Origin of the sequence: Actinoplanes flavus (assembly GCF_017592555.1) — a bacterium.
GTDB classification, from domain to species: domain Bacteria; phylum Actinomycetota; class Actinomycetes; order Mycobacteriales; family Micromonosporaceae; genus Actinoplanes; species Actinoplanes flavus.
The window spans coordinates 300,930-320,952 of record NZ_JAGFNS010000001.1 but is presented as its reverse complement, the minus strand read 5'-3'; the positions used below and the strand labels follow the sequence as shown (position 1 = coordinate 320,952).

Below are 20,023 nucleotides of genomic sequence, written 5' to 3'. Positions count from 1 at the left end.
TGGATACGCCATGACGATTCTTCCGGTCATCCCGATCAGCCCCGACCAGCCCGACGCGGTGAGCACCCGCCGCCGCCCGAGCATGCCCCCACGCCACCTCGCCGACCTGGACCTCGCCGGCCGCAAGAGCGCGGTGACGAGCCTCGGCGAGCCGGCGTTCCGGGCCAAGCAGCTCTCCACCCACTACTTCGGCCGCCTGGTGCGGGACGTCTCCGAGATGACCGACCTGCCGGCCGCGGCCCGCGAGCGGCTCACCGCGGACCTGCTGCCCACCCTGCTGACCCCGATCCGGGAGCAGGCGTGCGACGACGGCGCGACCCGCAAGACGCTGTGGAAGCTGCACGACGGCGCCCTCGTGGAGAGCGTCCTGATGGGTTACCCCGACCGGGTGACCGCCTGTGTGTCGAGCCAGGCCGGCTGCGGTATGGCCTGCCCGTTCTGCGCGACCGGCCAGCAGGGCCTGACCCGCAACCTGTCGGTGGCGGAGATCGTGGACCAGGTGGTCTACCTGGCCGGTGTGGCGGCGTCCGGCGCGGTCACCGGTTCCCCGCCGCGCCTGTCCCGGGTGGTCTTCATGGGGATGGGCGAGCCGCTGGCCAACTATCCGCGGGTCATCGAGGCGGTGCGGCGCCTCACCGCGCCCGCTCCGGAGGGTCTCGGGCTGTCACAACGGCACATCACCGTGTCCACGGTGGGTTTGGTGCCCGCAATGCGCCGGTTGATCGCCGAACAGCTCTCGGTGACTCTTGCGCTGTCACTGCATGCCCCCGATGATGATCTGCGCGATGAGCTTGTGCCCGTCAACCAGCGTTGGAAGGTGGCCGAGGTGCTCGATGCCGCGTTCGACTACGCGGCGCAGACCGGCCGTCGGGTTTCCATCGAGTACGCCCTGATCCGGGACGTAAACGATCAGCCCTGGCGTGCCGACCTGTTGGGCCGCCTTCTGAACGGCAAGCTGGCCCATGTGAATCTCATCCCGCTCAACCCGACACCGGGCAGCAAGTGGGATGCCAGTCCCAAACCGGTCGAGCGCGAGTTCGTCCGCCGGCTTCGTGAGGCCGGCGTCGCGACGACCGTTCGCGACACCCGGGGGCGGGAGATCGACGGCGCATGCGGCCAACTGGCCGCGGGCGAGCTGACGCACGCGAGCGCAGGGGGCGCCGCAGCCGACGCGGAGGTGGCACAGTGACTGGGCGTAGGTCCCAGCGAGCGGAGTGGGAGACGTTGTGACGAGTCAGGGGCAGCGTTTCCGAAGGCGTGCGCTGCGGCGTGGCTACAAGGTCGACGAGGTCGACGCCTTCCTGGACCGGGTCGAGGCGACCCTGGCCGGGGAGCAGGTCGGCCCGCCGGTGGCGGCGCAGGAGGTGCACGACGTCGTCTTCCGGGTGCGCTTCGGTGGCTATGACGAGTGGCAGGTCGACCTGCACCTCGACCGGGTGGAGCGGCAGCTCGCCGAGTTCGAGGAGCGGGGCGGGCGTCCCGCTCCGGATCCCATGCGCGACTCCATGCGCAGCGGCCTGACCGCCGCCTCCGCCTCCGGCCCCCCGTCGGGGGGCCCCGGGCCCGGTGGCCCCGGCCAGGGCTTCGACCGTGGCGGTTTCGACCGTGGCCCCGGCGGCCCCGGTGGCATGCCGCAGGGGCAGGGCTTCCCGCCTCCCGGCCAGGGTTTCCCGCCGGGCGGCGGCATGCAGCCGCAGGGCATGCCCGGTCAGGGCGGTTTCGGCGGCCCGCAGCAGCAGCCCGGCCCGGCCATGAACCCGGCGGCCCGGATGGCGTCCCCGCCGACCGAGCGGCTGCCCGCACCGGTGCGTGACGACCGGATGATGCCCCCGCAGATGCCGCAGCGGCAGCAGCAGCAGCTTCCGCCCGGCCCCGACCCGTACGGGCGGTACGACGAGCCCACCGGTTACGGCCAGCAGCAGCCTCCGCAGCAGCAGCCTCCGCAGCGGCCCGGCCCGCCGCCCGGCTACGACCAGGGTGGTTACGACCAGGGCGGCTACGACGGTTTCGAGCCCGGCCGGCACGGCAAGGCGGACATGACCGCCGAGATCCGGATGCCCGACCGGGACCCGCGCGGCGGTTACGGCCAGATGCCGGGCGCCCCGATGCCGGGTTCGCCGATGGCCATGCCGGGTTCGCCGATGCCGGGCGCGCCGATGAGCGGCCCGCCGTACGGCGGGGGTTACGGCCCGCAGCAGCCGCAGCTCGGCCCGCCGCTGGGCGAGCCGGGTGGCGAGCTGTACCGGGTGGACCAGCTGCGCCGCACGTTCCAGCCCCGCCGGTTCGGCAGCGGCTACGACCCGATGCAGGTGGACCGGCTGTTCGAGGGCATCCTGCAGGCCATGACCGGCCGCGGCCCGATGCCGGTGAACGAGAACGACCTCGACATGCTGCAGTTCGGTCTGGTGCCGAACGGCTACTTCGAGGCCGAGGTCGACGCCGCGCTGCGCGAGGTGAAGGACATCCTGCTGCGCCGCCGCTGAGTCACGGAAACGAAAGAAGAGGGGGCCGTCGGCCCCCTCTTTCTTCGTCAGCGAGGGACTACTGGTCGTTCGGCCGGAGGCCGCTGCGGCGCAGGACGGCGTCGCCGATGATGATGGCGATCAGGCCCACGGCGATCACGGCGAGCCAGACCTTTTCGGTGTTGCCCTGCTGGTTTCCCCAGAAGAAGAGCAACATGATGGCGGCCGAGATGATCGCGCCCTTCTGAGCCCGCTTGCGATTGCCGGGCTTCAGCTGGTCGGGCGCGTAGACCTCCTCGTGGTGTTCTTCCGCAGCCACGGTGGCGACCTCCTGTTCGATGGTGAATCGGAAAACAGTCTGTCACGGGGTCAGTGGGCGGAACCCACCAACCCGGCTGTACTTTCGAGGCGGTCAGAAAGCCGCAAGTAGAGGAGCGATTCAGTGCGGATCACGGGCACCGGCCATGCGAGCATGCGGATCGACACCGCTGCCGGCAGCATTCTGTGCGATCCGTGGGTGAACCCGGCGTACTTCGCCTCCTGGTTCCCGTTCCCGGACAACTCCCAGCTGGACTGGGAGACCCTGGGCGACGTCGACTACCTGTACGTCTCCCACCTGCACCGGGACCACTTCGACGCGGAGCACCTGAAGAGGTTCATCAGCAAGAAGGCCACCGTTCTCCTGCCGGAGTACCCGACCAGCCAGCTCGAGGACGAGCTGCGGGCGCTGGGTTTCACCAGCTTCCTGCGGACGAAGTCCGACGAGGTGCACGAGCTGGACGGCGGCCTGAAGGTGATGATCCAGGCGCTGATCAGCCCGACCGACGGCCCGATCGGTGACTCGTCACTCTGGGTGGAGTACGACGGCATCCGTGTGCTGAACCAGAACGACGCCCGGCCCGCCGACCTGACGCGGTTCAACGAGCTGGGCCACGTGCACGCGCACATGCTCCAGTTCTCCGGAGCGATCTGGTATCCGATGGTCTACGAGCTGCCGGAGAACGCGAAGACCGCGTTCGGCAAGCAGAAGCGGGAGCGGCAGTTCGACCGCACCTGGCGTTACATCGACGACCTGAAGGCGGACTTCGTCTTCCCGATCGCCGGTCCGCCGTGCTTCCTCGACGACGAGCTGTGGCAGTTCAACGACATCCACGGCGACGAGGGCAACATCTTCCCCGACCAGTCGGTGTTCCTGTCCGAGTACGCGAAGGTCGGCGGCACCAACGCGGTCGTCCAGCTGCCCGGCAGTGTGACCGAGCTGACCGACGGTGGCACGAGGCAGACGACCACGCACCCGATGCCGGTCGACGAGTTCTTCGCCAACAAGAAGGCCCACCTGGAGGAGATGCGGGAGCGCAAGCGGCCGATCATCGAGGCCGAGAAGGCGTCCTGGCGGCACCCGGAGATCGACGTCCTCGGCGAGCTGAAGAAGCGGATCGAGCCGCTGCTCGAGGAGTCGATCTACATGGCCAAGGGCGTGGGCGGCCCGGTCCGCTTCGATCTGGTCTCCTACGACGGCGACGAGGTCGAGTCGATCGTGGTGGACTTCCCGGGCAAGCAGGTCCGGGCGTACGCCGACGAGAAGGTCCGCTACCGCTTCCGCACCCAGCGCGAGCTGATCGAGCACCTCATCTTCATCGACGAGGGTGACTGGGTGAACTCGCTGTTCCTGTCCTGCCGCTTCTCGGCGGCCCGGATCGGCCAGTACAACGAGTTCGTCTACGCGTTCTTCAAGTGCCTCTCCGAGGAGCGTCTCCAGTACGCCGAGGGCTGGTACGACGAGCACGAGAAGGCCGTCGACGCCGAGGACATCGAGTTCGGCGACTGGACCGTGCAGCGCCGCTGCCCCCACCTGAAAGCCGACCTGTCCCGGTTCGGCATCGTCGAGGGCAACGTGCTGACCTGCCAGCTGCACGGCTGGAAGTTCGACCTGCCGAGTGGCCGCTGCCTCACCGGCGTCGGCCACAAGATCCGTGCCGAGAAGAAGGCCTAGACGGCGAGATCACGCAGGATGCGGCGGGCCGCGTTGTGGCCCGCCGCGCCGATCACGCTGCCGGCCGGGTGTGCGCCCGCCGAGCCGTGGTACAGCCCGTCCAGCCCGGTGAAGTAGGGCATCCGCCGGTCGAAGGCGACCGTGTTGTCGACGTGGTGGATGTGCCCGCCGGTCATCCCGAAGTGCTGCTCGATGCCGGGCGGGGTCAGCGGCATCACATCGGCCACCAGGTCCGACGTTCCCGGCGCGTACCGGTCGCAGAGGGCGAGCAGGCGATCCACGTACCCCGGAAGCTCTTGATCCCACGAAGATCCGGCAGGCTCGAAGGGCACCGACTGCACGAAGAGCGCCGACGAGTGATGCCCGGCCTCGTCGCGCAGCGACGGGTCGACGGTGGTGTGCAGATACCACTCGATGGTCGGCTCGTCCGGCAGCACCCCGGCCTGCACATCGGCCCACATCCGCCGCAGGTTCGTCATCGGCGAGGCCTCGCCCGGCAGCAGGTGGATGGTCGACCCGAACGGCGACGGCGCACCCTCCGGCAGGCAGGAGAAACGCGGCAGGTCACGCAGCGCGAGATTGACCTTGAGGGTGCTGCCCGGCCGCTTGACCGCGGCCATCCGCTCGGTGAGCGAGGCCGGCAGAGCACCTTCAGGGACAAGACCCATCAATTGGTACGGGTCACAGCCGCCCAGAACGACATTCGCCGCGACCGACCGCCCATCGGCCAGGACCACCCCGCTGGCCGCCCCGCCGTCCACGGTGACCGCCGTCACCCGGGCATCCGTGTAGAGACGGGCCCCGGCGGCGCGCGCGGCGTCGGCGAAGACCCGGGAGACCGTGCCCATCCCGCCCTCGGCGATCAGCCAGGTCCCGTCCGAGCCGGGCAGCCGGCACATGTTGTGGACCAGGAAGTTGTGCCCGGTGCCCGGATCGTCCGGCCCGGCGTTCAGACCGGACAGGCCGTCGGTCACCGAGTACATGGCGACCAGCAGCTCACTGGCGAACCCGAAACGGGCCAGGTAGTCGACCACCGATCCGCGTACCAGATCGAGGAAGGTGCTCTGGAGCTGCGGCCGGATGTAGCGGTCGGCGATCTCCTCGCCGGACGCCGGCGCGGCCCGCCTGGGGGGCGGGAGCGCGGCGCGCCGCGCGCCGATCTCGCAGGCCAGCGCCTCGTCGGCGGCGGCGTCGCGGGGGGTCAGTTGCGCGCGGTTGGCCGCGCCGTCACTGCCGAAGAGGAGGTACGGCGAGCCGGCCGGCCCGGGCGACGGCAGGAAGTAGTGCGGATCCCGGCGCAGCACCGGAATGTCCACGTCCAGCGTCCTCAGCAGCTCCGGTGGCATGAGGCCGAGCAGGTAGGAGCCGGTCGACTGGCCCAGACCGGGAACCTTGGCGAAGGGATGCTCGGTACGCGTGGCGCCGCCGAGCACGCTCGCCGCCTCGAGCACGACGACGTCGAGCCCGGCGCGGGCCAGCAGGACGGCGGAGACCAGGGCGTTGTGACCGGCTCCGATGATCACCACGTCGGCGCGGCCAGGAATGGGCGTCATGTGCTGCCACGCTACCTTCCGATCGGCGCGGCATCCTCGGTCGAACGCTCCTTGACAGAGCGCGTGGCCGCGAACCCGGTCAGCACGATCACGTGGAACAGGTACAGCCAGAGACCGACCGCGACCACCCCGCCGATCTCGGTGAATCCGCCGAACGGCAGGCCCAGGTCCAGCGGAAGGGAGCAGAAGAGCACGAAACCGTGCAGGAAACCGGAGAGGTTCGCCGCGGTGAACGAGCCGATCAGCACGGTGGGCAGCCAGGGCGGGCGACCCGGCGCCACATAGCGGTAGACCCAGATCACCACCGGGGTCAGCACCAGCCAGACGGCCAGGAACGAGAGCACCACGCCGAGCACCGACCACCAGCCGCCCCGCAGCCACAGGCCGCTCGTCGTGGGCAGGGCCAGGAGCAGGGCCAGCAGCAGGGCCGGGGCGGCGGCCAGCAGCGGCAGCCAGAGCACCCGGCCCCGCCAGCCGACCAGTCTCTCGCCGGGGCGGGCGATCGAGGCGAAGGCGCGGCGCAGGCCCTCGCCGTACAGGGTGGCCGGGAGCAGGCTGGCCAGCGCCAGCATCGGGGTCAGCGCCAGCCCGGCGTCGATGAGGGCGGTGAGCGCGTGCGGTACGCCGATGTCGTCCGGCAGCGCCTCGATGGTCCGGCCGGTCAGCCGGCGGACCCGGTCCGCGCCCACCACCAGCCCGGTCAGCCAGACCGCGAGCAGGGCGACCGGAACCACCGCGATCCCGGAGTAGAAGGTGATCGCGGCCGAGTGCAGCGCGAGATCCTTCCCGCGCGGGAGAGCCATCGATCGCACGCTGGTCCGATACCCCGTTCCGGCCTGATCGCAACCGGGGTGCGGCCGTCCGGAAAGATGAGTGGTATGCGTGACCTCGTACTGCTCGGCTCCACCGGGTCCATCGGCACCCAGGCCATCGACATCGTCCGGCGCAACCCGGACCGGTTCCGGGTGGTGGCCCTCGGCGCCGGCGGCGGCAACGTCGAACTGCTCGCCGCCCAGGCCCTGGAGCTGGGTGTCGAGGTGGTCGGCGTGGCCCGCTCCTCGGTCACCCAGGATCTCCAGCTCGCCTTCTACGCCGAGGCGCAGAAACGGGGCTGGGCCACCGGCGACTTCAAACTCCCCAAGATCGTGGCCGGTCCGGACGCGATGACCGAGCTGGCCAGGCACCCGTGCGACGTGGTGCTCAACGGTGTGGTCGGCAGCCTCGGCCTGGCGCCCACCCTGGCCGCGCTGGAGAGCGGCCGGATCCTCGCCCTCGCCAACAAGGAGTCCCTGGTCGCCGGTGGGCCGCTGGTCCGCCGCGTCGCCAAGGAGGGCCAGATCGTCCCGGTCGACTCCGAGCACTCGGCGCTCGCCCAGTGCCTGCGCGGCGGGACGGCGGCCGAGGTGCGGCGGCTGGTGCTGACGGCCAGCGGCGGGGCGTTCCGGGGCCGCCGGCGCGACGAGTTGACGAACGTCACCCCGGAGGAGGCGCTCAAGCACCCCACCTGGGACATGGGCCCGGTCGTGACGATCAACTCGGCCACCATGGTGAACAAGGCGCTCGAGGTGATCGAGGCGCACGAGCTGTTCGGGGTGGCGTACGACGACATCGAGGTGATGGTGCACCCGCAGTCGGTCCTGCACTCGCTGGTCGAGTTCACCGACGGCTCGACACTGGCCCAGGCCAGCCCGCCGGACATGCGGCTGCCGATCGCCCTGGCCCTGGCCTGGCCGGAGCGGGTGCCGCACGCGGCGGCCGCGGTCGACTGGACGAGCGCGCACAACTGGGAGCTGCGCCCGCTGGACGACGAGGCGTTCCCGGCGGTGCGGCTGGCCAAGCAGGCCGGCCGGGCCGGGCGCTGCCTGCCGGCCGTCTACAACGCGGCGAACGAGGAGTGTGTGGCCGCTTTCGTCTCCGGTCGGCTACCGTTCTTGGGCATCGTCGACACCCTTGAGCGGGTGCTGGCGGCGGCCCCCGACTTCGCGGAACCGGGTACCGTCGATGACGTGCTTGCCGCAGAGGCGTGGGCCCGCGCCCAGGCACAGCGGACGATCGCGACTGTGGCTGAAGGAGCCTGATGCTGTTCTGGCTGGGTGCGGCGGCCTTCGCGCTGACCATTCTGATCTCGGTGAGCCTGCACGAGCTGGGTCACATGATCACGGGCAAGCGCTTCGGCATGAAGGTCACCAAGTACTTCGTCGGGTTCGGCCCGACGATCTTCTCGTTCCACCGGGGTGAGACCGAATACGGTTTGAAGCTCATCCCGCTCGGCGGATTCTGCAAGATCGTCGGGATGACGCCGCAGGACGACGACGTCGCCCCGGAGGACCAGCACCGCGCCATGTGGCGGTTCCCGGTCTGGAAGCGGACCGTCGTGATGGCCGCCGGCTCGATCACCCACTTCATGCTCGCGCTGGTCGGCGCCTGGGTGATGGCCTGGAGCATCGGCCTGCCGAACATCGCTCTGCCGAACACCGCGGCGGAGCAGCGTGCCGCCTCCGCGACGATCTACGTGGGCGACTGCGTCCGGACCTCCCTGTCGGACACCAGCACCGAGTGCGTGCCCGGCCAGGGCAGCGCCGTGGCGGCGCCGGCCCACGCCGCCGGCCTGCGGACCGGCGACGTGATCACCAAGGTCGGCACGACCGCGGTGGCCAACTACGGGCAGCTCACCGACGCCATCCGGGCACAGGCCGCCGGCCCGACCCCGTTCGAGTACGTGCGGGACGGCCGGACCCAGACCACCACGGTCACCCTGGTCAGCGCCGAACGGCCGCCGCTGGACGACCCGAAGGGCCCGGTCTCCCAGGTGCCGGTCGCCGGGGTGAACTGGGAGCCCGACCAGCCCACGGTGATCCAGTACAGTCCCCTCAGCGCGATTCCCGCCTCCGGTGAGTTCAACTGGTACCTGGTGGAGAACTCGCTCAAGGCGATGGCCCGGATCCCGGAGAAGATCCCCGCGCTGTGGAACTCGATCACCGGCGACGAGCGCGACCCGGACACCCCGATCAGTGTGGTCGGGGCCAGCCGGATCGGCGGCGAGGCCATCGAGAAGGGTGTGCCCGAGGTCTTCTGGCAGGTCTTCATCTCGCTGAACGTGTTCATCGGGCTGTTCAACCTGCTGCCCCTGCTGCCGGTCGACGGTGGGCACATCGCCATCGCCTGGTTCGAAGCGATCCGCTCGTGGGTCTACAAACGCTTCCGGCGGCCCGATCCGGGCCGGGTGGACTACTACAAGTTGATGCCCGTGACGTACGCGGTCATCCTGATCGGTGGTGCGTTCACCCTGCTGACCGTCACCGCCGACATCATCAACCCGATCACGATCTTCAAGTGAGTGCTATGAAAGTTGTTCACGACGGTGGAGACCATGGATCCGAAACTCACTCTCTCTGCGACTCACGGAAGGTCGTGAACAACTTCCAATGACTTCCATCAGTCTGGGCATGCCGGCCGTACCCCCGCCGCCGTTGGCCCCCCGTCGGCAGAGCCGTCAGATCAACGTCGGGGGAGTTCTGGTCGGCGGCGGCGCCCCGGTCAGCGTCCAGTCGATGACCACCACCCTCACGTCGGACGTCAACTCCACGCTGCAGCAGATCGCCGAGCTCACCGCGTCCGGCTGCCAGATCGTCCGGGTCGCCGTCCCGTCCCAGGACGACGTCGAGGCGCTGCCAGCGATCGCCAAGAAGTCGCAGCTCCCGGTGATCGCCGACATCCACTTCCAGCCGAAGTACGTGTTCGCCGCGATCGACGCCGGCTGCGCCGCCGTCCGGGTGAACCCGGGCAACATCCGGCAGTTCGACGACAAGGTGAAGGAGATCGCGAAGGCGGCCTCCGACGCCGGCATCCCGATCCGCATCGGCGTCAACGCCGGCTCGCTCGACAAGCGGCTGCTGGAGAAGTACGGCAAGGCCACCGCCGAGGCGCTGGTCGAGTCGGCGCTCTGGGAGTGCTCGCTGTTCGAGGAGCACGGCTTCCGGGACATCAAGATCTCGGTGAAGCACAACGACCCGGTCGTCATGATCCGGGCGTACCGGCAGCTCGCCGAGCAGTGCGACTACCCGCTGCACCTCGGCGTGACCGAGGCCGGCCCGGCGTTCCAGGGCACGATCAAGTCGGCCGTGGCGTTCGGCGCCCTGCTGGCCGAGGGCATCGGCGACACCATCCGGGTCTCGCTGTCCGCCCCGCCGGTCGAGGAGATCAAGGTCGGCAACCAGATCCTGGAGTCGCTGGGTCTGCGCGAGCGCGGCCTGGAGATCGTCTCCTGCCCGTCCTGCGGCCGGGCCCAGGTCGACGTCTACACCCTCGCCGAGCAGGTCACCGCGGCTCTCGACGGGTTCCCGGTGCCGCTGCGGGTGGCCGTCATGGGCTGTGTCGTCAACGGTCCCGGTGAGGCCCGTGAGGCCGACCTCGGTGTGGCGTCCGGCAACGGCAAGGGCCAGATCTTCGTCAAGGGCAAGGTCATCAAGACCGTGCCCGAGTCGATCATCGTGGAGACCCTGGTCGAGGAGGCGCTGCGCCTCGCCGACGAGATGGGCGCCGACCTGCCCGAGGAGCTGCGCGACCTGCTCCCCGGCCCGACGGTGACCGTGCACTGAGCCAACTGGCTCCGCTTCGCTCCGCGGCGATTCGCCTGGTAACCGACGACGAGAGGTCCGCTCTTCCGCCACCCGCAACCCCGCGGGCGTCGAAAGGCCGGGCCTCTCGTCGTCGGCGGCGAATCGCTAGAAGAGAACCGTGGCGAACGAGCCCGCCGAGACGAAGCCACAGCGTGCGTAGACTCGGCGGGCCGTCGTGTTGTAGTCGTTGACGTAGAGACTGACCGTCGGCGCGACCCGGCGCAGGGCGTCCGCCACGACGGTCGCCATGGCGCCCGTGGCGATGCCGCTGCCGCGGTAGTCCGGGTGCACCCAGACGCCCTGGACCTGCGTCGTCCGCCGGGTGACGATCGCCAGTTCGGCTTTGAAGATCACCAGATCGCCGTCGAACTTCGCATACGCCCGCTTCGCCTTCACCAGCTCCGCGATCCGCCGCCGGTAGCCGCGTCCGCCGTCGTCCTGCAACGGTGAGACGCCGACCTCCTCGGTGTACATCGCCACCGCGGCCGGGAAGAGCTGATCGACCTCGACGGCGCGGACCAGCCGGACCGAGGGGTCGGCGCGGACCATCGGATCCCGGTCGGTGACCAGGAGCGGCTGATGCGGCCGGACGTCCCGGGCCGGCCCCCAGTTGCCGCCGAGCCGGTCCCACAGATCGAGCACCGCCTCCGAGCGGCCGATGATCGACGAGCAGACCCGTGGCTCGGCGCCCAGCAGATCGGCGAAGGCGGCCGTGGCGGGCGGCGTCGCGCCCACCGGCACCAGGTGCGCCCCGGACCAGATGATCGACTCGATGTGGCGATCCGGCTCGTAGCCGTAGATCCGCCCGTCCGACCGCCACCAGTTCAGGCCGTGTGCCGCGACCCGCTCAGCGATCTGGGCGCCCGCGTAGGGGTCGGCGTCGAGGATCCGCTCGACGGCCGCGCGCTCGGGCTCACCGAGCTGGCGAATGGGCACCGTCAACACAGGTATCACATTGCCAGATGCGCGCCCGCTGACACGTACCGCAACCCCGCGATCTCAGAAACCCTTGCCGCCGACAGATTGCCGATATATCGTCTAACTATCGACGACAGAACGGAGAAGATCATGAGGCACGCACACGGAGGACACGGACACGGTGGCTGGATCGGCGAGGCGCGCCGGCGCGGCTTCGGTTTCCCGCCCGGTTTTCCCTTCGGCGGCCCCGGTGGCCCCGGCTTCCCGCCGCCCGACTTCGGCGGCAGGCCAGGGCCACGGCGTGGTGGTCGCGGCGCCCGGCAGAACGTCCGGCCCGCCATCCTCGCGCTGCTCCTGGAGCGCCCGATGCACGGCTACGAGATGATCCAGGAGCTCGATTCCCGCACGGGGGGAATCTGGCGGCCGAGCCCCGGTTCGGTCTACCCGACCCTCCAGCTGCTGGAGGACGAGGGCCTCATCGAGGTGACCGCCGAGGGCGGCCGCAAGAGCTACCGGCTCACCGAGGACGGCCGGCCCGAGGCCGAGACCGCGGCACAGAACCCGCCGTGGGCCCAGATCGGCGCCGACACCATGTCCCAGGTGCAGGATTTCCGCGACGCGGCGGTCGGCATCATGGGCGCGCTCAAGCAGGTCGGTTTCAGCGGCACCCCGGAGCAGCGTCAGAAGGCGCTCGAGGTGCTCAACGAGACCCGGCGCAAGCTCTACGCCATCCTCGCCGAGAGCGAGTGAACCCCCACGAAAGGGCGCATCCGGCAAGCTCCGGGTGCGCCCTTTCGTAAACCCGTTTCTGGTACGCGGTGGAACGCGCCCGCCGAGGACACCCCGTCCCGCCGGCTCCGCGCGAGCGTCTGCCGGGTCCAGCCATTGCCGCGCCCGCCGGGCTGAGATCGGTGGTCCGGCCGATTCTCAGGGTCGTTTCAAGGGCGTCGAGACGGCCCGGAGAGCCGACCGTCAGTTACGGCCCAGGGCGGTGATCAGCTCCAGGAGGGCCGGGAGCCCGCCGCGCTCCAGCTCCGGGGTGGGGGTCAGCGCCATGATCGGAACGGTGACGCCGGCGTCCGCGTACGCCTGCACGCGGGCCCGGCATTCGTCCGGCGACCCGTGCACGATCAGGTCGTCGACGAGCGAGTCCGGGAGGGCGGCCAGCGCGCCCTTGCGGTCGCCGGACTCCCACGCCCGCCACATCGGGGTGAGGACCTCCTCGCGGCCCAGCCAGCGGTGGAAGGCGGCGTACGCCGGGACGGTCAGGTACGACGTGATCAGGCGGCGGCCCACGGCGCGGGCGTAGGCGGCGTCCTCGGTGGGGACCATGAAGATCCGGGTGGCCACCTCGAAGCCGGGCCGCGCCTCCTTGGTCTCGTCGAGCGCGGTGGCGACGTCGCCCGCGGACAGCCAGTTCAGGATCACGCCGTCGGCCTCGGCCGCGGCCAGGCGCAGCATGCCGGGGCGCAGCGCGGCGAGCAGCACCCGCGGCGGGACGGCCGGCGGGCGTTCCAGGCGGAACCGGCGCACCCGGAAGGCGCCGAACTCGCCGTCGGCCAGCTCCCCGGCGAGCGCGGTGCGCAGGAAGCGGAGCACGCCCCGGCTGCGCTCGAACGGCTTCGTGAACTCCACCGCGTTCCAGTCGCCGACGACGACCGGCGAGGACGCGCCGATGCCCAGCTGGAACCGGCCCGGCGCGGCCTCGGCCAGCGCGGCGGCGGTCATCGCGAGCAGGCCCGGCCCGCGGGTGAAGACCGGGGCGATGGCGGTGCCCAGGCGCAGCCGTGGCTCCCACGCGGCGGCCAGGGTCAGCGGGGTGAACCCGTCGCTCCCGGCCACCTCGGCCGTCCAGGCGTCGGTGAAACCCGCGTCGGCCAGCGCTGTGAAGACGGGCGCGTGGTCGGCCAGCGGAACACCGCCGAACGGTACGGTCATGCCCCATCGCATCGACATGACCTCGATCCTGCCGTTCACGATCACGTGATGTCCACCACCTCGGAACGGTTGTGGGATTTCTCCGCCGGGCCGGCTCAGCCGACCGGGGTGGGATTGCGCCACGCGGTCGCGAACGAGGTGCGCCCGTTGGTGCGCAGCAGCGACCCCTGGTAGATCCGGGCCCCGGCCAGCAGGGTGAGCGCGCTGGTCAGCAGGAGCAGGGCCAGCGACACGAACGGCTCCCAGGTGGCGGCCTCGCCGGTGAACAGCCGGACCGGCATGGCCACCGGGGCGGAGAACGGGACGTAGGACAGCACGGTCATCGCCGCCGGGTTCGACTGGAAGGCCAGCACCAGGAAGAACGGGGTCATCACGAGGAGCTGGAGCGGGGCCGTGGTGGAGCCGAGATCCTCCTGACGGGCGGCCAGCGCGCCGACACCCGCCCAGAGCGCCGCGAGCATCAGGAAGCCGATGACGAAGAACGGCAGGAACCAGCCGATCGCCGGGAGGATCGCGTCGATCACCGGGCCGCCCACGTCGGCCACCCGCATGCCGACCAGCCCGACCACGGCGATCAGGGCGAGCTGGCCGAAGGCGAGCACGGTCATGGCGGCCACCTTGCCGATGAGCAGCGCCCGGACCGGGATGCTGGCGACCAGGATCTCCACGATCCGGGTCTGCTTCTCCTCGGTGACGCTCTGCGCGATCTGCACGCCGAACGAGATCGTGGTGAAGAAGAAGAGCGTGGCCAGGGCGAACGGGACCAGGAAGCGGGCCGCCTCGTCGAGGGCGTCCGGATTGAGGAACTCCACCGGGGGCGAGGTGCTGAGCGCCGCCACCACGTTGCCGGGCTCCTCCTCCAGGGCCAGCACCTTCGGCCCGTCGACCACGGCGGCCGTCACCTCCTCGTCGCGGACCAGCCGTTCGGCGGCGGCCGTGTCCGGAACGGTGACCACCTCGAGGCCGGCCCGCTCCAGGGCGGCGACGTGGGTGGCGCCGACCACGGCGACCTTGTCCGGGCCGCCGTTGATCAGCACCGGCAGGACCACGCCGAGCGCCGTGAAGAAGAGCAGCAGGACCGTACTGAAAAGGAAGGTCTTGTCGCGGAGCTTGACCCGGATCTCCCGGCCCGCGACCAGTTTGGCGGCTTCGAACGTGGTCACTGGATCACCTCTCGGAAGATCTCGGCGAGGGAGGGGCGGACCGGCGCGAAGGCGCGGACCGGGCCACGGGTCAGGGCGGCGCGCAGGAGCGGCTGCTCGTCGGCGCCGGGATCGAGGTCGACGACGGCACGGCGGCCGTCCAGCTCCACCAGCGTCACCCCGGGCTCGTCGCGCAGCCAGCCGGCGTCGGAGTCCACCTCGATCCGGAACCGGGGCAGGGTGTACTGATCGCGCAGGCGGGACCGGGAGCCGGCGGCCCGGATCGTCCCGTCGGCGATGATCACCAGGTCGTCGCAGAGGCGCTCGACCAGCTCGAGCTGATGGCTGGAGAAGAGCACGGCGGTGCCGGCGCGGGCCCGCTCGCGGAGCACGGCGAGCACCGTCTCGATGGCGATCGGGTCCAGCCCAGAGAACGGCTCGTCCAGCACCAGCAGCTCCGGGTCGTGCACCAGGGCGGCGGCGATCTGGGCGCGCTGCTGGTTGCCCAGCGACAGCTTCTCCACCGGATCGTTCGCCCGCTCGGTCAGCTCCAGCCGGTCCAGCAGGGCGGTGGTGCGCCGGCGGGCGTCGGCGGCGGCGATCCCGTGCAGCCGTCCGAGGTAGACGATCTGCTCGGCCACGGTCATCTTCGGGTAGAGGCCGCGCTCCTCCGGCATGTAGCCGAACCGCTGCCGGTCCGCCCGGGTGATCGCGGCGCCGTGCCAGGTCACCGCGCCGCTGTCGGCGGCGAGCACGCCCAGGACGATCCGCATCGTGGTGGTCTTGCCGGCGCCGTTCGCGCCGACGAAGCCGGTGAGCCGGCCGGAGTCCACGGTGAACGAGACGTCCTTGAGGACCTGACGTTCGCCGAAGGACCGGTTCACGGCATCGACGTTCAGGACGGTGGTCATGGGAACCACGCTAGATCCGCGTCGATGTCCCGTCGTCCGGCTCGGGTACGTCATCCTCGCGGAGGACCTCACCCGCCGGGCCGGACCACCCCGAGCTCGTACGCCAGCACCACGGCCTGCGTGCGGTCGCGCGCGCCGAGCTTCATGAGCACCCGGCTTACGTGCGTCTTCACCGTCGTCTCGCCGAGCCGCAGGGCGATCGCGATCTCCGCGTTGGTGGCGCCGCCCGCCAGGAGGACCAGCACCTCGTGCTCGCGCGGGGTGAGCTGGTCCAGCCGGACGCCGGCGGCCACCGGCGCGGTGAAGGTGGAGATGACCCGGCGGGTGACGGCCGGGGCGAGCAGGGCCTCCCCGGCGGCGACCACCCGGACCGCCTCGGTGAGCGCCTCCGGCGTGCCGTTCTTGAGCAGGAAACCGCTGGCCCCGGCCCGGAGCGCGGCGAACAGGTAGTCGTCGCGGTCGAAGGTGGTCAGGATCAGCACCGACGGGCCTCCCGCGGCGGCGATCCGGCGGGTCGCCTCCAGGCCGTCCATCCCGGGCATCTCGACATCCATCAGTACGACGTCCGGCCGCAGCCGCAGGGCCAGTTCGACGGCCTGGGCGCCGTCCGCCGCCTCGCCGGCCACGGTGATGTCGTCCTCCATCTCGAGGATGACCCGGAACCCGGTCCGGACCAGCTGGTGGTCGTCGGCCAGCAGCACACTGATGGTCATGCCGCCGCCTTCGCCGGGTAGGGGATCCGGGCCCGGACCCGGTACCCGCCGTTCGGCTGTGGCCCGTGCTCCAGGGTGCCGTCGTGCACCGCCACCCGCTCGCGCATGCCGATCACGCCCAGCCCGCCGCCGTCGGCCGGTCCGCCCCGCCCGTCGTCGGTCACGTCCAGCTCGATCTGCCCGCTGAGATAGCGGACCCGTACGTCGACCGTGCTCGCGTGGGCGTGCTTGAGGGTGTTGGTCACCGCCTCCTGGACGATCCGGTAGGCGGCCTGGGACAGCGACTCGGGCAGTGGCACCGGATCACCGTAGACGGCGTACCGGACGGCCAGTCCCGCCTCCTCGGCCCGCTCGGCGATCTCCGGCAGCCGGTCGATGCCCGCCGGGCTGCCGGCCTCCGGCGCCCCGGAGGCCCGCAGCGCGCCGAGCATCCGCCGCAGCTCCTCGACCGCGGTCCGGGCGCCCTCCTCGACGGCGGTGAGCGCGGTCCGTGCGCGGGCCGGGTCCTTGTCCATGGCCCGGCGGCAGGCGGACGCCTGGATGCCCATCACCGACACGTGGTGGGCGACCACGTCGTGCAGTTCCCGGGCGATCCGGACCCGCTCGCCGAGGACCGCCCGCTCGGCCGCCGCGGCGTGCGCGGCCAGCAGTTCGGCGGTCTGTTCCTCGAGCTCGTAGCCGTGCCGGACGCCGCGCCAGACGGCGTCGCCCATCAGGTAGCAGAAGGCGAAGAAGGCCGCGTTCACCACGAACGTGTTGAACGCCGCCGAAGCCTTGACCGCGGGGGCCACCGAGTCGCCGCCGAAGATGACGAAGACGGCGGCGAGCCAGGCGAACATGGCGCCGATGATCACCAGTCGCAGCAGCCGGGACCGGCCCCGGTTCCGGCCCCAGGCGCCGAGGGTGTAGATCGAGGCGAACAGCACACCGATGGTGACCTGCTGTTCCTGGGATCCGCGGGCCTGGGCGCCGATGAAGGCCGCCGCGATCACCACGGCCACCACGTCGGGGTGGCGGCGGCGCACGGTCAGCGGCAGGGTGATGGCCAGCACCCAGCAGATCTGTTCGGCCAGCGGCGCGGCGCGCTCGGAGTCGGCGAATCCGGCGCTCCGGACGATGACGAGGTTGAGCAGGGCGACGGCGGCGACGGCCAGGCCGGTCCACACGTCGGTGCGGCGCTGGCGGGCGGTCGGCCCGGGCCGTCGCCAGTCGTCGGGGTTCACCGATGGCATGCGGTGAGGGTCGCACGGGCCCCTCAGATCAGGGAACGCGGCGACCGCCGGGTCTGGGTGGGGATGGTGGCGTCCTGGTCGGGCGTGACCCGGCCGCCCAGCTCACGGATGCGGCGGTGGGCGGCCTCGAGGCGGTCCTCCAGCGTGACGATCCGGCAGGCGGCCGCGAGCAGGAAACCCTCGTCGAGCAGGACGCGGACCCGGGCGGCGAGGTCGAGCTGGTGGCGCGAGTAGCGGCGGTGCCCGCCGTGCGAGCGCTCCGGCTCGATCAGCCCGGCCTCGTCCAGGCTGCGCAGGAACGCGGGTGTCACGCCGATCGCGGCGGCGGCCCGGCCCATGCTGTGCACCGGCGCGTCTCGGTCCTCCATGGGTCCCTTCGTACCCGAAGTCGGCACATAGTCCAGGGCCCCGGCGGGTAACCGGGGCCCTGGCTTTTCAATTCTTGTGCCGGTCACTGCCGGCGCATGTGGTCGACCGGCTGCGTGCCGCTAGCGGTCGACCGGAGTGATGGGCATCGGCTGCGATCACCTCTTGTCGGGCCGGGGACGTCTTGATTACGCGTTGCTGCGGTATCTCGTCCTCCTCCTCAACTCAGCGACTGTGCCAGTTGCTTGCCGGCCGTGGCCGACTCATCGAATGTAAGCCTGCGCCGGACGGATTTCTAGACTCGCCGCTGTAGATTTTTTAGGGGCAAAGGTCTGACTGAGCTGGGGAAACGCTTTTCCGGGAGAGCGGCGGCGCGGGGCGGGCGCTTGCCGAAGAGAGAGGTGACCGCGCCCCGCGCCGCCGCTGGGAGGTGAGTCCCGCGGGGGCGGCCCGGCCGAGGAACCGCCCGCATTCAGGCTCGCACCGGCCCGGTCACGCGGCAACGCAATTAACCCCTGTCATTGACGCCCGTAACACGGCGGAGCGATCATCACGGCATTAGTGGCTCAGGTCACACACCTTCGGGTAGGGGGTACTCACGTGAGCACCGACGAAGAACGGCTCGCCCAACTCGGATACAAACAGGAACTCCACCGCCGGCTCTCCGGCTTCTCGAACTTCGCCGTCTCCTTCTCGATCATCTCGATCCTGGCCGGCGCCATCACCTCGTACGGCATCGCCATGAAGGCCGGCGGGCCGGCCGCCATCACGCTGGGCTGGCTCGGCGTCGGCGTCATGGTCACCTTCGTGGCGCTGGCGATGGCGGAGGTGTGCTCGGCGTACCCGACCGCCGGCGCCCTCTACTGGTGGGCCGCCGCACTGGCCAAACGCAACAAGGCCGCCTGGGCCTGGTTCATCGGGTGGTTCAACTTCCTCGGCGAGGTGGCCGTGACCGCGGCCATCGACTTCGGCGCGGCGATCACCACGGCGGCCTTCTTCAGCCTGACCCTGGGCATGGAGGTCACGGCGCTCAAGACCTTCCTGATCTTCCTGGTCATCATCGCCGTGCACGGCCTGCTGAACACCTTCGGCGTCAGCCTGGTCCGGATCCTCTCCGACGTCAGCGCCTGGTGGCACCTGATCGGCGTCGCGGTGATCGTCGGAGTCCTCGCCGTGGTCCCGGACCAGCACAAGCCGCTCTCCGAGGTGTTCTTCGAGGTGCACAACGCCACCGGCTTCACGTTCGCCGGCGCGGGCGTCTACGCCGTCCTGGTCGGCCTGCTGATGGCGCAGTACACGTACACCGGCTACGACGCCTCGGCGCACGTCGCGGAGGAGACCCACGACGCGGCCCGGGCCGCCCCGCGCGGCATCGTGATGTCCGTGGTGGTGTCGGTCGTCGCCGGCTTCGTGCTGCTGGTCGCGATCACCTGGTCCATCCAGGACTACGAGGGCTCGCTGGGCACCCCGCTCGGCCTGCCCCCGGCGCAGATCTTCATCGACGCGGCGGGCCACGACCTCGGCGCGTTCCTGCTGTTCATCTGCATGATCGCGCAGTGGTTCTGCGGGATGGCGTCGGTCACCGCGAACTCCCGGATGTCCTACGCCTTCGCCCGCGACGACGCGCTTCCCGGTTCGCGGATCTGGAAGCGGGTCAACCCCCGCACCGGTACGCCGACCAACTCCATCTGGCTCTGCGTGGCCCTCTCCACGCTCCTGGTCCTGCCGTCGCTCTGGAACGTGGTCGCCTACTACGCGGCCACCTCGATCGCGGTGATCGGGCTCTACATCGCCTATGTCGGCCCGGTCCTGCTGCGCCGGCTCAACCCGGACTTCCAGCCCGGCCCGTGGAATCTCGGCAGGTGGAGCGCCCCGGTCGGCTGGATCGCGATCGTCTGGGTGGGGATCATCTGTGTCCTCTTCGTACTGCCGCCCGGCTCGCCGATCACCGCCGAGACGTTCAACTACACGATCGTCGCGGTGGCCGTGGTGCTCGGCGCGGCCGCGATCTGGTGGTTCGCCGGGGCCCGGACGTGGTTCACCGGACCGAAGCAGAACCTGCTGGAGAAGGCCGCCCACGGCGAGTCCACGGACTGAGGGTTATTCAGGACCTACCTTGCCTGATGCTGTGGATCAGTGAAATGGCCACGTCTCCACCGTCCTGAATAATTCTCAT

18 protein-coding genes are annotated in these 20,023 nt (G+C 70.6%); 8 read left to right on the top strand and 10 right to left on the bottom strand.

The window, feature by feature from the left end; translation table 11 throughout:
* The first annotated feature begins 10 nt into the window (after positions 1 to 10).
* Together rlmN and J5X75_RS01470 are read left to right on the top strand one after the other, a co-directional pair.
* Positions 11 to 1,189 carry a dual-specificity RNA methyltransferase RlmN gene (gene rlmN, locus J5X75_RS01475; RefSeq protein ID WP_208465323.1) on the top strand — a complete coding sequence of 393 codons (1,179 nt, stop codon included), beginning with the start codon at positions 11 to 13 and terminating at the stop codon, positions 1,187 to 1,189.
* 37 nt (positions 1,190 to 1,226) lie between these two features.
* Complete coding sequence (locus J5X75_RS01470; protein WP_208465322.1) at positions 1,227 to 2,483, top strand: DivIVA domain-containing protein; 1,257 nt, start codon at positions 1,227 to 1,229, stop codon at positions 2,481 to 2,483.
* Between the two features lie 58 nt (positions 2,484 to 2,541).
* Here the strand turns inward: J5X75_RS01470 and J5X75_RS01465 are convergent, their stop codons facing one another.
* Complete coding sequence (locus J5X75_RS01465) at positions 2,542 to 2,781, bottom strand: DUF2631 domain-containing protein (protein WP_208465320.1); 240 nt, start codon at positions 2,779 to 2,781, stop codon at positions 2,542 to 2,544.
* A 123-nt stretch (positions 2,782 to 2,904) separates the two neighbouring features.
* Between J5X75_RS01465 and J5X75_RS01460 the strand changes: the two genes are divergently transcribed.
* Positions 2,905 to 4,455 carry a Rieske 2Fe-2S domain-containing protein gene (locus tag J5X75_RS01460; RefSeq protein ID WP_208465319.1) on the top strand — a complete coding sequence of 517 codons (1,551 nt, stop codon included), beginning with the start codon at positions 2,905 to 2,907 and terminating at the stop codon, positions 4,453 to 4,455.
* Here the strand turns inward: J5X75_RS01460 and J5X75_RS01455 are convergent.
* Positions 4,452 to 6,008, bottom strand: a complete 1,557-nt coding sequence (locus J5X75_RS01455; RefSeq protein ID WP_208465318.1) for a phytoene desaturase family protein — start codon at positions 6,006 to 6,008, stop codon at positions 4,452 to 4,454. The two genes, J5X75_RS01460 and J5X75_RS01455, sit on opposite strands and share 4 nt — an antisense overlap.
* An 11-nt stretch (positions 6,009 to 6,019) precedes the next feature.
* Complete coding sequence (locus J5X75_RS01450; protein ID WP_208465316.1) at positions 6,020 to 6,811, bottom strand: YhjD/YihY/BrkB family envelope integrity protein; 792 nt, start codon at positions 6,809 to 6,811, stop codon at positions 6,020 to 6,022.
* A 66-nt stretch (positions 6,812 to 6,877) separates the two neighbouring features.
* On the opposite strand from J5X75_RS01450, the gene dxr reads away from it, so the two are divergent.
* The 3 genes from dxr to ispG all read left to right on the top strand — a co-directional run bounded on the left by dxr (position 6,878) and on the right by ispG (position 10,606).
* Positions 6,878 to 8,086 (top strand): 1-deoxy-D-xylulose-5-phosphate reductoisomerase, encoded by a 1,209-nt coding sequence (gene dxr / locus J5X75_RS01445; RefSeq protein ID WP_208465315.1) that lies wholly within the window; start codon positions 6,878 to 6,880, stop codon positions 8,084 to 8,086.
* Positions 8,086 to 9,345, top strand: a complete 1,260-nt coding sequence (locus J5X75_RS01440; protein WP_208465314.1) for a M50 family metallopeptidase — start codon at positions 8,086 to 8,088, stop codon at positions 9,343 to 9,345. Before dxr ends, J5X75_RS01440 begins: the two co-directional genes overlap by 1 nt.
* Before the next feature lie 88 nt (positions 9,346 to 9,433).
* On the top strand, positions 9,434 to 10,606 hold the full coding sequence (gene ispG / locus J5X75_RS01435; RefSeq protein ID WP_183216450.1) for a flavodoxin-dependent (E)-4-hydroxy-3-methylbut-2-enyl-diphosphate synthase: 1,173 nt from the start codon (positions 9,434 to 9,436) through the stop codon (positions 10,604 to 10,606).
* Positions 10,607 to 10,732: 126 nt separating this feature from the next.
* On the opposite strand, the gene J5X75_RS01430 is transcribed toward ispG, so the two are convergent.
* Complete coding sequence (locus J5X75_RS01430) at positions 10,733 to 11,572, bottom strand: GNAT family N-acetyltransferase (protein ID WP_208465313.1); 840 nt, start codon at positions 11,570 to 11,572, stop codon at positions 10,733 to 10,735.
* Between the two features lie 123 nt (positions 11,573 to 11,695).
* Here J5X75_RS01430 and J5X75_RS01425 point away from each other — a divergent pair, with 123 nt between their 5' ends.
* Positions 11,696 to 12,295: a PadR family transcriptional regulator gene (locus tag J5X75_RS01425; protein WP_208465312.1), complete on the top strand. Its 600-nt coding sequence runs from the start codon at positions 11,696 to 11,698 to the stop codon at positions 12,293 to 12,295.
* 222 nt (positions 12,296 to 12,517) lie between these two features.
* Here the strand turns inward: J5X75_RS01425 and J5X75_RS01420 are convergent, their stop codons facing one another.
* The 6 genes from J5X75_RS01420 to J5X75_RS01395 all read right to left on the bottom strand — a co-directional run bounded on the left by J5X75_RS01420 (position 12,518) and on the right by J5X75_RS01395 (position 17,849).
* Entirely contained in the window at positions 12,518 to 13,501 is a 984-nt protein-coding gene (locus tag J5X75_RS01420) for an LLM class F420-dependent oxidoreductase (protein WP_238487111.1), read from the bottom strand.
* A gap of 77 nt (positions 13,502 to 13,578) precedes the next feature.
* A complete protein-coding gene (locus J5X75_RS01415; RefSeq protein ID WP_208465311.1) occupies positions 13,579 to 14,646 on the bottom strand; it encodes an ABC transporter permease in 1,068 nt (355 codons plus the stop codon).
* Positions 14,643 to 15,536, bottom strand: a complete 894-nt coding sequence (locus tag J5X75_RS01410; RefSeq protein WP_208465310.1) for an ABC transporter ATP-binding protein — start codon at positions 15,534 to 15,536, stop codon at positions 14,643 to 14,645. The genes J5X75_RS01415 and J5X75_RS01410 overlap by 4 nt, the downstream gene beginning before the upstream one ends.
* Before the next feature lie 68 nt (positions 15,537 to 15,604).
* Entirely contained in the window at positions 15,605 to 16,249 is a 645-nt protein-coding gene (locus J5X75_RS01405; protein WP_208465309.1) for a response regulator, read from the bottom strand.
* Complete coding sequence (locus tag J5X75_RS01400) at positions 16,246 to 17,481, bottom strand: sensor histidine kinase (protein WP_208465308.1); 1,236 nt, start codon at positions 17,479 to 17,481, stop codon at positions 16,246 to 16,248. Before J5X75_RS01400 ends, J5X75_RS01405 begins: the two co-directional genes overlap by 4 nt.
* 23 nt (positions 17,482 to 17,504) lie before the next feature.
* Complete coding sequence (locus tag J5X75_RS01395; RefSeq protein WP_208465306.1) at positions 17,505 to 17,849, bottom strand: MerR family transcriptional regulator; 345 nt, start codon at positions 17,847 to 17,849, stop codon at positions 17,505 to 17,507.
* Between the two features lie 598 nt (positions 17,850 to 18,447).
* Between J5X75_RS01395 and J5X75_RS01390 the strand changes: the two genes are divergently transcribed.
* Positions 18,448 to 19,944 (top strand): amino acid permease, encoded by a 1,497-nt coding sequence (locus J5X75_RS01390; RefSeq protein WP_208465305.1) that lies wholly within the window; start codon positions 18,448 to 18,450, stop codon positions 19,942 to 19,944.
* Positions 19,945 to 20,023: the final 79 nt, after the last annotated feature.